17 protein-coding genes and 2 tRNA genes are annotated in these 14,612 nt (G+C 46.9%); 4 read left to right on the top strand and 15 right to left on the bottom strand.

Annotated elements, in window-relative coordinates; translation table 11 throughout:
- Window positions 1-12: 12 nt before the first annotated feature.
- From KWJ01_RS04455 to KWJ01_RS04425, 7 genes are all read right to left on the bottom strand, one after another.
- The gene (locus tag KWJ01_RS04455; protein ID WP_224995221.1) at window positions 13-537 is read right to left on the bottom strand and encodes a DinB family protein; all 525 of its coding nucleotides are present in this window, start codon (window positions 535-537) and stop codon (window positions 13-15) included.
- A gap of 34 nt (window positions 538-571) precedes the next feature.
- Window positions 572-1,321: an SDR family oxidoreductase gene (locus tag KWJ01_RS04450; RefSeq protein ID WP_224995220.1), complete on the bottom strand. Its 750-nt coding sequence runs from the start codon at window positions 1,319-1,321 to the stop codon at window positions 572-574.
- A gap of 58 nt (window positions 1,322-1,379) precedes the next feature.
- Window positions 1,380-1,727: a cupin domain-containing protein gene (locus KWJ01_RS04445; protein WP_224995219.1), complete on the bottom strand. Its 348-nt coding sequence runs from the start codon at window positions 1,725-1,727 to the stop codon at window positions 1,380-1,382.
- Between the two features lie 148 nt (window positions 1,728-1,875).
- Window positions 1,876-2,352 carry a DinB family protein gene (locus tag KWJ01_RS04440; protein WP_224995218.1) on the bottom strand — a complete coding sequence of 159 codons (477 nt, stop codon included), beginning with the start codon at window positions 2,350-2,352 and terminating at the stop codon, window positions 1,876-1,878.
- A gap of 134 nt (window positions 2,353-2,486) precedes the next feature.
- The gene (locus KWJ01_RS04435; protein WP_224995217.1) at window positions 2,487-3,356 is read right to left on the bottom strand and encodes an AraC family transcriptional regulator; all 870 of its coding nucleotides are present in this window, start codon (window positions 3,354-3,356) and stop codon (window positions 2,487-2,489) included.
- A 139-nt stretch (window positions 3,357-3,495) separates the two neighbouring features.
- Complete coding sequence (locus tag KWJ01_RS04430) at window positions 3,496-3,942, bottom strand: NUDIX domain-containing protein (RefSeq protein WP_224995216.1); 447 nt, start codon at window positions 3,940-3,942, stop codon at window positions 3,496-3,498.
- A 98-nt stretch (window positions 3,943-4,040) separates the two neighbouring features.
- Window positions 4,041-4,592, bottom strand: coding sequence for a hypothetical protein (locus KWJ01_RS04425; RefSeq protein ID WP_224995215.1), 552 nt, complete (start codon window positions 4,590-4,592; stop codon window positions 4,041-4,043).
- 237 nt (window positions 4,593-4,829) lie between these two features.
- Between KWJ01_RS04425 and KWJ01_RS04420 the strand changes: the two genes are divergently transcribed.
- On the top strand, window positions 4,830-5,402 hold the full coding sequence (locus KWJ01_RS04420; protein WP_224995214.1) for a Crp/Fnr family transcriptional regulator: 573 nt from the start codon (window positions 4,830-4,832) through the stop codon (window positions 5,400-5,402).
- 213 nt (window positions 5,403-5,615) lie between these two features.
- On the opposite strand, the gene KWJ01_RS04415 is transcribed toward KWJ01_RS04420, so the two are convergent.
- From KWJ01_RS04415 to KWJ01_RS04380, 8 genes are all read right to left on the bottom strand, one after another.
- Window positions 5,616-5,993, bottom strand: coding sequence for a helix-turn-helix domain-containing protein (locus KWJ01_RS04415; RefSeq protein WP_224995213.1), 378 nt, complete (start codon window positions 5,991-5,993; stop codon window positions 5,616-5,618).
- 139 nt (window positions 5,994-6,132) lie between these two features.
- The gene (locus KWJ01_RS04410) at window positions 6,133-7,089 is read right to left on the bottom strand and encodes a hypothetical protein (protein WP_224995212.1); all 957 of its coding nucleotides are present in this window, start codon (window positions 7,087-7,089) and stop codon (window positions 6,133-6,135) included.
- A gap of 28 nt (window positions 7,090-7,117) precedes the next feature.
- Window positions 7,118-8,212, bottom strand: coding sequence for an STN domain-containing protein (locus tag KWJ01_RS04405; RefSeq protein ID WP_224995211.1), 1,095 nt, complete (start codon window positions 8,210-8,212; stop codon window positions 7,118-7,120).
- A gap of 11 nt (window positions 8,213-8,223) precedes the next feature.
- Window positions 8,224-9,243 carry a FecR family protein gene (locus tag KWJ01_RS04400; protein WP_224995210.1) on the bottom strand — a complete coding sequence of 340 codons (1,020 nt, stop codon included), beginning with the start codon at window positions 9,241-9,243 and terminating at the stop codon, window positions 8,224-8,226.
- A 161-nt stretch (window positions 9,244-9,404) separates the two neighbouring features.
- Window positions 9,405-9,986, bottom strand: a complete 582-nt coding sequence (locus KWJ01_RS04395; RefSeq protein WP_224995209.1) for an RNA polymerase sigma-70 factor — start codon at window positions 9,984-9,986, stop codon at window positions 9,405-9,407.
- Between the two features lie 159 nt (window positions 9,987-10,145).
- Window positions 10,146-11,384 carry a site-specific integrase gene (locus tag KWJ01_RS04390; protein WP_224995208.1) on the bottom strand — a complete coding sequence of 413 codons (1,239 nt, stop codon included), beginning with the start codon at window positions 11,382-11,384 and terminating at the stop codon, window positions 10,146-10,148.
- A 299-nt stretch (window positions 11,385-11,683) separates the two neighbouring features.
- Window positions 11,684-11,757 (bottom strand) — tRNA-Pro (locus KWJ01_RS04385).
- A 37-nt stretch (window positions 11,758-11,794) separates the two neighbouring features.
- Window positions 11,795-11,883: transfer RNA gene (locus KWJ01_RS04380), tRNA-Ser, on the bottom strand.
- 206 nt (window positions 11,884-12,089) lie between these two features.
- On the opposite strand from KWJ01_RS04380, the gene KWJ01_RS04375 reads away from it, so the two are divergent.
- The 3 genes from KWJ01_RS04375 (at window position 12,090) to KWJ01_RS04365 (ending at window position 14,604) form a co-directional block, all read left to right on the top strand.
- On the top strand, window positions 12,090-13,058 hold the full coding sequence (locus tag KWJ01_RS04375; protein ID WP_224995207.1) for a VWA domain-containing protein: 969 nt from the start codon (window positions 12,090-12,092) through the stop codon (window positions 13,056-13,058).
- Window positions 13,055-13,735: a hypothetical protein gene (locus KWJ01_RS04370; protein WP_224995206.1), complete on the top strand. Its 681-nt coding sequence runs from the start codon at window positions 13,055-13,057 to the stop codon at window positions 13,733-13,735. Before KWJ01_RS04375 ends, KWJ01_RS04370 begins: the two co-directional genes overlap by 4 nt.
- A gap of 206 nt (window positions 13,736-13,941) precedes the next feature.
- The gene (locus tag KWJ01_RS04365; RefSeq protein ID WP_224995205.1) at window positions 13,942-14,604 is read left to right on the top strand and encodes a hypothetical protein; all 663 of its coding nucleotides are present in this window, start codon (window positions 13,942-13,944) and stop codon (window positions 14,602-14,604) included.
- The last annotated feature ends 8 nt before the right edge of the window (window positions 14,605-14,612 follow it).

The raw sequence follows: 14,612 nt of genomic DNA, 5'->3' as shown, positions 1-14,612 counted from the left end.
AGTATCAGACATTCATATCTGCTTGTCAATCACTTTCGCCAGTTCTGTAATCCTGGCCAGATGATGGTCGTCGTGTTCAGCTACGAACAGGAATAGGTCCATGGTCCTCATCGGTATTTTGAGCCTTGGATGCAGGGCAGCCTTAAATACATCTTCCTCCTTAAGCGGTTCCAGCAGCTGAAGCGTCTGCTTTCTTACCTGTCTGAAGCTGCTTAGCAGATCTTCCAGCAGAACTGCATTATGATTGGCCTGGGTTGTTAGCGTGTTTTGTAAATCAGCAGGCCTTAACTCCTCTCTTCCATTGAGGATATCATGGAGCCGGCCCTGCCAGAGTGGTTCAAGATCAATTAAATGACCAACATTTTCCTTGATCGACCATTTACCCTCCAGCCCTTTAGCAAGTAGCTCGTGAGGTATCAACATGCATTTTTCCTCAAGACGCACAGGAGTGCCTGCAAGTCGCTCCAGGACAGCAGGAAATATGTTTTGGGTAGCACCAAATTGAAAGCTTCTGTCAAACCACCTGATCTGTTTCATGCTGTTTTGTATAATATCTAAGACTGGTAAGGTCTCATTTTCCTCCTGTGATATCGATAAAGGTACCGGTGGAATAAGAAGCTTCGTCTGATAGCAACCACAAAATAGCCTGTGCCACTTCTTCCGGTTGCCCACCCCTTTTCATCGGCACACTATCTTTAATCCTGTCAACTCTCCCTGCTTCACCCCCACTGGCATGAATATCTGTGTAAATAAAGGCAGGCCGCACCCCATTGACACGAATACCTTCATCAGCAACTTCCTTGGACAACCCCAGGGTCAGGGTGTCGACAGCGCCTTTAGAAGCGGCATAATCTACATACTCACCCGGGGCACCCGTGCGTGCTGCCAAGGATGATACGTTTACAATTGCACCGCCCACACCTCCTCTTTTTGTGGACATTCTTAAAACAGCTTCCCTGGCACAAAGAAAGCAGCTGACAACATTAGCCTGGAAAATCCGGTGCAGGCGGTCAGCCTCCATCTCTTCTACCCGCCTTTGTGGTTCCAGGATGCCTGCATTGTTCACCAGCGCGCTGAGATTGCCCCATCTGGAATCAAGGGTTGCAAACAGCCTCATCACCTCTGTTTCCGAAGATACGTCTGCCTGAAAAGTCTCCGCCCTGCCACCATTCAGCTTAATATGCTCCACAACACGCATTGCTGCCTCTTCATTTTTCAGGTAATTGATAAAAACCTGGTAGCCCCTGTTAGCTGCCACCATGGCCGTAGCAGCACCAATGCCACGGCTCCCTCCCGTAATAAGGATTGTCTTGTGCTTCATGGATCAGTACAAGCTTGTAATGGAGATAATTATTTCGGTACTATTGCCCTGGTCTGCTTCAAAAAATATAGTTGGTCAGATTGCTCCGCTCACCTCCCCTAGGCCCGTAAAACATTACCCAGGTGCTAAAATCCGGAGTAAAATCTATAAATCTATGATGCGCACCCGCCGGTACAAATAGAAAATCTCCCGGACTGAACGCTGTTATGCTATCTTCCAGGATAAACTTTCCTCCACCTGTAGCAATGATGTACACCTCATCCCTGTCATGGGGTGTTTGGCTGTCGATGGCATCGGGCTTGTACAGTTCTACAGAAAGGGTCCCATGCTCAAGCATAGTCTTAAATGCATCCCCCGATGCCTGCAGTGCCTCTAGTGCCTGTGCAAGTGCTACTTTATTCTGCATAAGGTTTTAGATTATCTGAATGATTTAATCGTGTATATTTTTACTATCGCTACTGAACAGGTGTCGCTACATTTGCAACTGTCTTCAGGCTATATATTAAATCCTGCTGCCTCTTTCAAATAACCTGTTTCCATTTTAACCTTCTCCTTCAAAAGCTCTTCAGGGGCAGATCCCGCTTATAGAAGATGAAATCTGTTAGTGGAGGTATTGCACCAGCCTGCCTTAGCAGGAAGGCTATCTGCCCCCTGTGATAGGCAGAATGGGTCAGGATATGGAAGTAAATTTCTTGAATGTTGTTAGTAAAAAGCTCTCCTTTTGTATTCTGATAGTTGACAGGCTTGCCCAGGTGCATACCAAATCCTGAAGCCTGCAGTAAGAGGAGCGTATTTCTGTAGTTCAGGTCATTATACTCCGAAAAATAAGCTTTATCTGTGCTTTGCCAGGGCGACACCTGAAGCAGGTTTGTTCCATATATACGATTAAGCCATATTTGGTGTGCGTTCAGCACATGGTTAAAGATCTCCATTGCCTTATCGGGAACCTGCTCCTCTTTGAGCAATACCTCAATTGTTCTTTGATTGGCTTCGTGGTTGTACGCAAACCAATCTTTGAAAAGGGATTCCATATTATATATAGAGTGTGAGTATCTTTTCAATGTTGCCTTATTTGTGTTGCAAATAAGGCAACACAAAGGTAGCGCCGGAGATGAAGGATAAGTTACCGCTTCAGGTTCAACAAATGTGGTGTGCAGTTCAGCAATTAAACAAGCACTGTTTTTGCCTGCCCTGGGGTGATGCCCCATTTTTCCTTGAATACTTTCACAAAATGTGATACGTTTTCAAAGCCAACTTCCATACTTACTTCAGAAACATTCATATCAGTAGATTTCAGGAGGAAAAATGCCTCCTGCAGACGCCTCTCCTGAATCCATTTACGGGGAGAAGTATGGTAGTGGTCTTCTACTCTTCTTTTAAAAGTTGAAAGGCTGTACCCTCCTAAAAAAGCCAGCTGCTCCAATGAAATGGATGCTCTGTAATGCTGTTCCATCAACCGTTCAATAGAATAGCTTTCCCTGTTCTGCAGCTGCTTCAAAAATGAAAGGAATTGACTCCCGGTATCAGCATGTGCCAGTAGCCAGAACAACTCCTGGAGCTTGATTTCAAGAAGTGGGGCAAGCCCATTGACAGCACTCTGCAGGTTAAAATAAGACTTGAGCGATTGTGCAAAAGAGAGGCAATTTGCAGCTAAAGGAATCCTGATAAGTTCCGTTAAAGGGCTATCGCTCTTGTGTAGCTGCCAGTGCATACCAGCAGCAATCCTTCCGGCAATGGCATCGTCAAAGAATACCATAATGCTTTCATAATGACTGGAAACAGCAGGTTTCTCTGTCATGATGTAGTTCCCTTTTTTAAGAAAGAACCCCTCACCCGCTTTGATGGCGATCTTGTGGGAAGCGCTCATCACTTCTTTATAGCCATCCAGCAGGATGATCACTGCATTTGCCGTAAACTGAACATTTGCTTTTACAGTTTCCTGCCTGGCCCTGTACAAGCAAATATCAATTCCAGCTCCTGCACTAAGGTAATTTTCAGATCCTTTAAAAATAAGGGGCAGATTCCAGATTTGCATAGGTATATGTGCTACAGCTAAACTGTTGAGAGTGCCTTTTAGAGAGAACAAGGTTAACACAATATACAAAGATCAGAGAAAGGGACAGTATGCCGGCCGTTCCTCCTGAAAGTCAATTTTCAGGTTTTGCTGCAAATCTTCAGGCATAGTTATAAAACACCTGCTTAAGATATACAGACTTTTTATCCTTCAGGGCAGTGAAGAACTGCCGTGTATAGCCTCCCAGATCATAGTCTGTGACTTTATCCAAACCCACCCATATCCATTCATCTGCTTCATCATTCAGCACCACCTCGAAGCCATCAGTCCTGCAGCTGTAATCGATAAAAATGAAATGCCTCTTTTCCTGAAAAGTATCGCTGTATATGCATTCCTGCAAGCCAATTAGCTCAATGCTATGTATTTTCAGGCCTGTTTCTTCCAGCACTTCTCTTCGCAGGGCATCTTCCATGGTTTCCCCCTGTTCAATATGGCCGCCGGGTATGACATACTGATTGTTCCACTTGGCAGATTTACAGAGAAGGACCTGGTTGAGCGGGTTAAATATGATAGCACTCACGGTAGGCTCCGGATATTTACTTATCATCGTTATGGATTTATTTGAATGTCAACATAAAAACAAGACTACAGGAATCCTATTGAGCTAATTTGTTTAAATGGGAGATTTCCATAAACAATATTATCCTACGCCCACCTTACCGCAAAGGCCAGCAGCAGCTTTACCAGGTAGAGTAAGACCAGGTGTAGCATAAGGGGTTGACTGAAGGGTTCCAGAAAAGCAATAGTAACTCCCAGAACAAGTAAAAATGCACCCATGATGCGTTGATTAGCGTACTCCCTGATATGATTGATTACAAGCATTGCGATTACTGTATAAACCGTTATCAGCAGCAGGGGCAGCATATTGACCGGATCTGAAAATGTAAAGTACAGTAACAGTGGCTGCAACACGTGTAGGGCAATAAATAAGCACCTCTTTCCAGGATTTTTTTGATAATACCGGGTGGTGCCCGCAGTAAAGTTAGCCACCACTCCTCCTGCCAGGTCGAGGGTCAAAAATCCCAGTAAATAAAATTGCCATGCTTCCAGTCCTATAGGTTGTGCTTGATAAAGAACCAGCGCTGTTGTAAGGACGGCCGCTAAGTACGTCAGTAACAGATCAAACACCGTAGCCTTTTGCCCGTGCAACTCCTGTAAAAATTCCGGAATCCTAATCTCATCATGTAGTGCTTTCATCCTAATGTGTGATTTCGCTGACACAAATTTCACAAACACCATTAAACAATCCTTTTACATTTGTTAAAATCATCATTTGCTCCTTGTTTTTACTACAAATAGCCCGTAGTATCATCTAAATACCGGAATAAGCTGTTGCAATGGCTGATCTTTCACGCCATAGGGCAAATGAGGTTATACCCCAGCAGCATCCGCTTACCCTGGCTTAACTGACTTAATTTATCAGGCTTATATATCATGGACTTTGAAGAATGTTTTTTACAACACGGCGCTATATTATCAGATGATGATATCGCCAGGGTAGCTGATCATATTGAGGTGAAAGAATATAAAGCCAGGGATGTTCTGCTCTATAGTGGTGAAGTATGTCAACATCTTTTCTTTTTAAAGAGGGGGCTGGTTCGCTGTCACTCCTTTGAGGATGACCGAACACTCTGGTGCGAGTTTGAGAACACATTTTTCACCAGCCCAAGAAGCTTTTATCAGCAGTGCCCCTCATCAGAAACACTTTCCTTTCTTGAGCCAAGCCTTGTTTACAGCCTAAGCCATACGAATCTGATGATGCTTTATCATAAAAGTCATCGCTGGGCCTTATGGGGAGTAAAGTTTATGGAGGCAGAATACCTAAAGCTAGAAAGTATCTATCAATCGCTGTTTTATGAGGATGCTACAGAACGTTACCATAAGCTTATATCAGTTCGTCCTGATGTAGTCACACGTATCCCGTTGAAATATATTGCTTCTTTTCTGGGTGTCTCGCAGGTGACTTTAAGCCGCATACGTGCAGGTAATCAGAAAAGGCAGGGATAAACCACCTGCTGACTGCTGCCAAAGCAGGTATATGCAGTACACAAAAAGAACACCGATCACCAGGACCCCAAAACATAAAAAAGCCCTCATGCAAGCATGAGAGGCTTTCCTGCGGGTTATCACTACCTGTGCTTTTATTTTGCTACAGGTCTGGTCAAATTGCTATACCTGATGATCTATTCTGGTACTGCCTTCGAGTTTTCAGTGAAAAGCTTAAGGTATTTTTTCTCTAGTGTGCAGATGCCGGTCCTGGAAGAGGTCTAGCGACAGCTTGTTTTGAGACTTGGTTTCTTCCAGCATCTTCCGGATATCATCAAAATCATAAAAGATAACACCCCCCACCTTCATGAAGGGCAGTGTTCCATTGACCCTTAGGTTCTGGAGGGTGCCGGGTGATATTCCCAGCAGCTCTCTGACTTCCTGAGATTTAAGCCATTTTTTCGAAGATTCCCCCCGCACTTCCAGGAGGAGTTTGCCAATCTCCTCTAACAGCTCTGCTTTGAACTCCCTTAAATCTTCCGTGGTGAGGAGTTGTTCCCGGTACAGCTTGCTTCTGGCAGCACCGGAAAAGGTTGAATTTTCTGCTGACATAATAAAAAGTGTTAAGTGAAGATAAATGAATTACTTACCAATGCCCCACCCCATCCTGCAAAAGGCTTATCTATCAAGATGCCCTCATCAACGGCAGTGGCGGTTTATTTCGCTTCATTCCCATTCATGTAAACAAAGCCTAGCGCCTGATCAGCAAACGCCTCTTTATCGTATGATCTGCCATCCTCAACACCAGCACATAATCCCCCTCCTGCAGCATGCGTACGTCAAGCTGGACTGGCAAAGCGTCTATAGATGTTTTATAGACAGCTCTTCCTGCCCCTGTCAGCAGCTCTATTTCAGCAGGAAAGGATATCGCCTCTCTGGCTGCGGAATGCAACTGATTTCTTTCCTGCTCTGTGTTCTGCTCCACATAAGAGGCAGCAGGATTAGGATACAGCGTCAGCATCGATGGATTGAAAAATGTGACAGTAACCTTATATAGTGTATTGGTGGAACAGTTAATCAATCGGAGGTCGCAAAAGTAATTGCCGGACGGTACATAATTCCCCGTCCCGTTCAGGCGACCATTCCAGCTGATCTGCCCGCCCAGCAGGCCAGTCGTACCGCTGCTGGTGGTTCCCGAAGCAGCATACACTTGGTTTCCCCAGTCGTTGATGATACTAAGTTCATAACGGTAGGCATTCAAGGGTCCTGTTGATTGATTGCTGTCAAGCAACCGCCAGAGATTGCCTGCCAGGAAAGCACTGGGGATAAATACACTTAGATTACCTGCCAGGCGTGGACTGATCAGGATACTCTTTTCCGCATACAGGCTTGAACTGTTGTCCCACACTGCAACTGTATAAGTTGTGGCTACAGCGGGACTCACGCTGATTGATGGTCCATTGCCCAGGTTCACACTGGAAGGGGGCGAGGAGGACCAGAAATAAGCATAGCTTCCGGAGCCACCGGATACAGACACGCTTATTGTTCTGGCATAGCAGTTGTTCGGCGTGTTGTTGGTGGCCGACAGGGACAGGCTAAGGCTCTGGCCCTGGGAGATGAATGGCAGGAGCAGCAGGCCGTAGAAGGCAAGTAGTGTTCTCCTGCCCGCTGGTAAAACCAGCAGTGGATGGTGATAAAAGTTCTTCATCTTTTGATTATGTTAGATAAAAACGTTCTTACAGACTGAATCGGAAACCCGTTCGAAACACAAATTCCTGCAGCCGGATTTGCTGCGTACCTTTCTTGAATTTATTGAGGTTATGTTGATATACAGGGGAGAGGTAGAAGGAAACCCTGGAGTTCAGGTCATAATGAAAGCCAATGCCTGCCTGCATACCCCACAAAAATCGACTTAGTGTAGACACAAGCATGCCCGTAGCAGGAAACATCCTGCCATCGTCCATCCAGGTCCTCTCCCCCTTCTCCAGCAGATGGCTGCCATACAGGCCGACTATACCACCTACTGCTATTTGCTTAAACTGGTACAGCCTCACATGGATATTGATAGGTATATCCAGATAGGCCAGCACCGCTTCCGTCATTAGAGGAAGCCCTAAAGGGTCAACTCCTGTTTCCAGCCCGTACCGGAGTGTAAAGACTTTCTGTCTATACAGGAAAAGCCATTCAAGTGCCAAATGCTCCCTAATATTCCACCAGCATACACTGCCGATGCTATAGCTTAAGCCTGCATCCACCTGCTGTTTATCAGCATAGCTACTCTGTAGGTCCAGTTGCATAAAATCCTTTGAGAAAACAGGACCTATCCTGATTGAAGCTTGCCTATGCCTGACAGGAGGCTGGGCTTCTTCCAAAATGATCCGGGTTGGCATACTCCATTCCGGCACATACACCTGAAATCCCACAGTAGGGGCAATACGCACCATCCGCTGCACGGTGTCCTGTTGTACAGATTGATCTCTGTACGATCTAGGTAGCCGTCCTGCACCCCTCCCTGCTTGCTCGGGGAGTACAACCTGAGTCTGGGGCTCCAACTTTCGCAGCACCACATAGCCCCCAATTACTTTATAAGTCAGTGCCACCTTTGCCAGGAGCAGGGAAAGGAACTGATTCAATGGCATTTTCTCTGCCCTGATGGAAAGCTTTTGTTCCAGGCCTGGCAGATGTCCCCCATAAGAAAAGCTAAGGTTGTAACGCTCCCCCACCTCCTGCAGCAATACCTCCAGCACCACAGCATCAGCCTCAATGGATACCTTCTGTTCCAGGTCCTGTGCACAGAGGTGTAACTGAAAAAACAGACATCCTATTACCATGGGGATTCTTCTCATTTTACCCCCTGTCCTTGGCAACTCCCCCCCCTGATAAGCAACTGCCCATTCTCCTGCTTTTCAACCGATACCCCCAGGCTGTAAGAGAAAATTTCCATCAGCTCCTCCAGTGCGGGATCCTGAAAAGAGCCGGTAAATCTGCAATTAAGCAGTTGAGGATTCTCCACGTCCATTACTGCTCCATAGTGTCGCTCCAGTGCAGGCAAAACCTCATGGAACGGGCTTTGCCGGAACACCAGTTTTCCATGCTGCCAGGAAAGGTAGTTCGGATCTACATTCTTTTCAAGCCGAGGATCTTCCTCCGGGAAGACGCGCAAAAGGTCATCTTTCCCCAGCCGGTAATATTGCCCATAGTATTGCACTTCCACACTACCGGAGGCAACACTTACTTCCAGTGGCTCACCTGATACAGCTTTTACAAAAAAGGAAGTACCCAATACTTTCACACGCATCCCTTCCATATCAATCTGAAAAGGATGGTGTTCATCGCGGGTTACCTGGAAATAAGCCTGTCCGGATAAGTAAACAGACCTCTTCTGATCTGCAAACTGATAGGAAAGCGTAGTTCCCTGCCTGGCAAATACCTTAGTGCTGTCGGGCAGCATGTACACCTGTACAGCCTGCTCGCCGGCAGGGTGCTCATAGCTGACAACAACTGCCTGTTCATCAGTATTTCGGAAAAGGATCCACCCTCCAGCTGCCAGCGCCAGCAAAAGCACAATGCCCACCAATTTGTAAAAGATCTGCCAGCGGAAAGGAGAAACACGGGAAGTCTGCTCCGGCACTTGGTGAATCCGTTGTTTTAGCCGCTTTAACTCTGCTGCTATTTCATCTTCTCCTGTTTCAGGAGGGGCTGTACTAGTGGTAAGGGCCCAGCTCATCCTGATCTCTTCTCGTAACTGCCGGTGCTGCTCGTTTTCCGCCAGCCAGACCTTCAGCATTTCCGCTTCTTCGGGTCTTAGCTGATGGGTAAGCTCCTTGTGCAGCAGACTAATATATTGAGGATCCGTTTCCATAGCAATTAACCCCTTGTAACTAAACAGACACAGAAAAGAGGTACTACCCTACTCCTCCTGTGAAAAAATTTTATCCCCCAGGTTTTTGGATTAGCTTTTGCTGGTATCAGGAGGTGACGCAACGAAGCGCCTCCTTTGTTATGTCATCAACTGCATACGCTTTACCAGTTAAACAACATAAGATAGCTTAAGTAAGGCTCCAGCATTTTCCTTAGCCTCTTTAAGGCTTTGGTGATGTGCTTCTCCACTGCCTTCACTGAAACGCCCATGTATTCAGCAATCTGAGCATTGCTCATTTCCTCCTCCCGGCTTAACTGAAAGGCAACTCTGCACTGAAGGGGAAGCTCCAGGATAGTGCGATTGATCAATGCATGCAGTTCCTGATCTTCCAACTTGGCACTTGTTTCATTGGACTGGGTAGCATGTTGTTCGGGCGTAAGCTCGTCCAGGGAAACTACCTGCAGGCGGGGATTGTCCCGTAAATAATTCAGTGAGCGGTTGATTACTGACCTGAAGAGATAGGCTTTTAGTGGTTTTGTCTCCCGCAGAAATTGGCGCTTTTCCCATAATTTGGCAAATACATCCTGAACTATGTCCCTGGCCTGCTCATTATTGCGCACAATTCTATAAGACACTCTTTTCAGGGCAGTATAGTGCTGTCTGAACAGAAATTCCAGCGCCTGTTCATCATCTGCGGCCAGTCTTCTGCCTAAAAAACCGTCATCATCAAACCACCTAGCCATGACTCCTGGAAAAAATTTACCTCTGCAAACTCACATTGCTGAATGCCGGCCTCAATGATGCCGGAAGAAGGAGCAACACACCTCCTTTTGGGTCTGTAGTAACAATATAAAATTCTAAAACAATAAATACAAGCCCGGCATCGGCTGATAATCAACACCTTAACTTTCGACCACGCCCCTCTGTAGCTTTTCTCTTAGCATTTTCATATCCTCGCTTAGCTTTCTCTCCACTACTTTGGCATAGATCTGGGTAGTGCGGATACTCCCGTGCCCCAGCATTTTGCTGACCGATTCGATGGGTACGCCATTGGCTAAGGTGACGGTAGTGGCAAAGGTGTGACGGGCCAGGTGAAAGCTTAGGTTTTTATCAACGCCGCACAGATCGGCGATCTCTTTCAAATAACTGTTGAGCTTTTGATTGGTGAGCACCGGTAGCAGCCTTCCCTGCACCTGCGCCCGGGGATCATCTTTATAGCGCTCAATGATCGTAAGTGCCTGTGGCAGCAGCGGCACCTTGAAGAACTCACCGGATTTGCGGCGTTGCCCCATTAGCCAAAGCGCCCCATCCATGCCCTTTACTACCTGATCCGGCGTCAACTCGCTTACTTCAATATAAGAAGCTCCTGTATAACAGCTGAAGACAAACAGGTCTCGCACCAGTACCAGACGCTTTACGGAAAAATTTTTATTTTCAATACGTTGTAGTTCCTCCAGACTTAGATGTCCCCGCTCTTTTTTCTCAAAGCGGGCTTTAAACTTCAGGAACGGATCTTTCTGAATCCATTCCTCTTTGACGGCCAGGTTGATCATTTTGCGCAGGCGCTCAATATGTTTCATCGCACCGTTCTGACCGCAGGGCTTGTGATGATCAGTTGGTTTATGGTTTTTCAGGAATTTTTCAAAGTCTTTGATAAACTTGTAGTTGAGCTCCTCCAGGTACAAATCAGAAGTCTTGTACTTTTCCTTTAAGAACTGCCTCACATATTTACAGGTGGTATAATAATTCTTTTGTGTGCCAGGTGCCAGTTCCCCTTTCATCTCCTCGGCATGATAGGTCATGAGCTCCTGCAGGGTTTTGCCCGATTCATCCTCTCCCAGGTATCGTTGTTTGACAGCCTCTGCCGTGAGAAGTCTTCTTTCCTTTTCCAACTCCTGCTGACAATCGTAGAGGCGGTTGCGCACCTGCTCCAGATATACAGCCAGCGCCCGGATCTCTTCTTTGTTGCCCTTTGTACATCCCTTTCCTTCGTCCCAATTGCGCAGGGGAACTTTTCTTTTCAGGGAAAGGTCCAGACTCTTGCCGTCAACAGTAATGCGGGCATAGACCGGCGCCAGCTCCCCCTTGAGCTTGTACTTCTTGATAAAAAAAGAAATGCCGAAGGTGTTTTTCGCTTTCATACAATCTTATTTAGCGGTACTTGAATTGGTTTATCTGTGCCCCTTAAAAAAGGGCACGGAAAAAGGCTCAAAAAGCACCAAATCCAGCCATTCGTTATGCCCTAAAAATTTTATATAACCAACTGATTTACAGATAGTTATCCCTGTTTTCGTGCCCTCAATTTAGAAAATAAAAAAGGGACCACGAATAGGGCATATTTTTATTGAGATTGTATAGATGATTTGGAGGGTAGAAAAAGAAAAAACCCTCTAAATCTTACGATTTAGAGGGTTTCAGGGGCTTTTGACAAGCCACTTTGTCGGGGTGGCAGGATTCGAACCTACGACCTCCTCGTCCCAAACGAGGCGCGATACCGGGCTACGCTACACCCCGAGCGGTATCTTCTTTTTTTGTCATTAAGACGTTTCAGCGGAGAGGGGGGGATTCGAACCCCCGGTACAGCATTACCCGTACGACAGTTTAGCAAACTGCTGGTTTAAGCCACTCACCCACCTCTCCGTTCGTCTACGCTTCCGGCTTCCTGGAAGTGCGCTCTCCGTTTACTGGAAAAGTGATGCAAATATAAGGGAATGGATGATTACACACCAAATAAATAATTAAATTTCTTCGTTTTTCTTTCAGCCAGAACCCTAACTCTATCTTTATAAAGGAATTGGGTACTCTGACTGCTACTTGCTATATTTACCACTGCTGCAATCTACTCCATGAACTGGTATAAAAACTTTGGTACTTACGAAATCGCGCTCATTTTACTTTTTGGTATTGGCTACCTGCTGTATGCCTACCGCTTTTACAAAGCCTCCCAGGTGGTAGAGGGGAAGACTAACATTTTCCTGGTGAAATTTATCTTGCGCACCCTCATATTTGCACTCCTGCTCATGGCTTGGCTGGGTCCAACCTTCGGACAGGCTAAAAGAGAAATCAAGGCTGTTGGTAAAGATATTTTCATTGCTGTCGATCTTTCCAAATCAATGAACGCCTACGATGTACAGCCCAGCCGCCTGGAGAAAGTAAAGTTTGAGCTAAAAAAAATGTTGAATGCCTTTTCTTCCGACCGGGTGGGCATTATTATCTTCGGTACCGAAGCGTTTATTCAGAGTCCGCTTACCTTCGATGGAAGTGCCCTGCAATTGTTTGTAGAAACCCTGCACACTGGCCTTGTTCCCTATGGCGGCACCGAACTGGCAGCACCGCTGCAGCTGGCGCTCGACAAGCTTAAAAAAGAAGGCACACAGGAGGGCAAGCCCTCCTCCCGCCTGGTAATCCTGATCAGCGATGGCGAAGATTTTGGTGAAGAAGCCCAGGCACTGGCCAATGAGTACAAGAAAGAAGGCATCAGGCTGTTTACCCTGGGCGTTGGTACCCAGGAAGGTAGCCGCATCAGGGAAAGGCGGCTCTATAAACGCAATAATGAAGGCGAAGAGGTAATTACGCGCCTGAATCCTGATGCACTTAAAAGGCTGGCCCAGGAGGCCAATGGCAGTTACTATGAAATCAATAACCGCCTGAACGAAACCCAGAAACTAATAAATGCCGTAGCAGCCGTTGAGGGAGAAATGCAGGATGCCCGCCTGGTAGATGTTTCTTCAAACCGGTATTACTATTTTCTGGCAGCAGCCCTTCTTTTGCTGGCCCTGGATGCCATGCTGCACCTAAAGTTATTGCGCTTATGAAATGGGGACTATTCTTTCTATTTATACTCACAGCCTGGCAGGGTGGCGGAAACAGCCTGACCCGCATTGCAGAAACCAACAGGTTAAAAAGAGCAGCTGCCGAAGCCTATATGGAGGAGCGATATGCAGAGGCTGCCTCAATATACGAGGTGCTGCGCACAAAATGGGGCGATGAGTCTGACGCTGTAAAGCTTAACCATGCCCACGCTCTTTTACGGGCAGAAGAAAAAGAAAAGGCTACCGAAGTTTATCGTCAGATAACCGAAGGCAGTGCCGGCAAACAGGCTAAGTCAGTAGCCCTGCAGCAGTTAGGCTTTCTTGCCTCAGAGGATGAGAAACAGCTCCAGAATGCCTTGCAGTACTTCAAGGAAGCCTTAAAGGCCGATCCTGCCAATGAAAGTGCCCGCATGAATTATGAGCTGGCCTGGAAACGTCTGAACGAACAGGACGATCAGCAGCAGGACCAGGAGGATCAGCAGCAACAGGAAGATCAGCCTAAGATTGAGCCTTCTGAATGGGCCCGGCAACAGAAAGCCAAAGCAGATGCATTGTCCAGGCAGTTCAGGTATACCGACGCGCTAAGGCTTATGCAGGAAAGCCTGGAGCAGGATTCTACCATTGCGGCATACAATGACTTTATCAGCCGGCTTGGCGATGTTGCCGAAATAGACCAGTAGCTTGCTCCCGCTGCCGCAAAGCCTTCTTAGGATTAGCTGTACAAAAAAGGAGTTTGACAGACATGAAAGCAGGAACAAGTTCAGGACATATAATGTAAAGCTAAAAGTACATGTCTCTGAGTTCTTTTGCCCGAATGCTACGTTATAGATGTAAAAATGTCCTGCCTGCACTGAAAACCGGACGGACATAAACCAGAAGACAGAATATGATTGCCATACAAAGCATAAGTATTAACAGCCTGATCAGGAAGCTGATCCTCTCCCTGCTTCCTGCTATGCTCTTTTTGTTACCCCTCATGGGCAGTGCCCAATCCGGCAGAGCTGCCACGAGTGGTCCTGAGGGAGCTTTTCATGCTGCTGCCAACCATTACATTGCGGGCCAGCAGCAGGAGGCGCTTCAAACCCTGGAGCAGGGCCTGCGACAGTACCCTAACGATCAGAAACTGCAGGCACTCCACCAGAAACTAAAACAACAGCAGCAACAACAGCAGCAGCAGGAACAACAGCAGAACGAACAACAAAACCAGCAGAGCCAGCAGCAGCAGAAATCATCTGCCGGACAGCAATCTGAAGAAGACCTGAACCAGCAGGGACAGGAGAAAGAGCAGCCAGGTGAGCAGCAACAACAGAATGCAGAGGAGCAGCAAGCGCAGCAGCGTGAAGCTAATGAAGGAGAAGAGGGCGAAGAGCGGGAAGTTCAGGCCCGTGACCCGCAGGGCGAAGTAAACAAGCGCCTGCAGGAAATGAACATCAGCCCTGAAAAGGCTAAAATGCTGCTCGAGGCCATGAAGAGTAACGAGATCCAGTACCTGCAGCAAAAGCAAAGACAACCGTCTCGCCGCCAGAAGAGTACTAAACCCGACTGGTAGGACAAACA

Source organism: Cesiribacter sp. SM1, from assembly GCF_020178975.1.
GTDB lineage: Bacteria > Bacteroidota > Bacteroidia > Cytophagales > Cyclobacteriaceae > Cesiribacter.
Note: the sequence above shows the minus strand (reverse complement) of the source record. Positions and strands in the feature narration are given on the sequence as shown.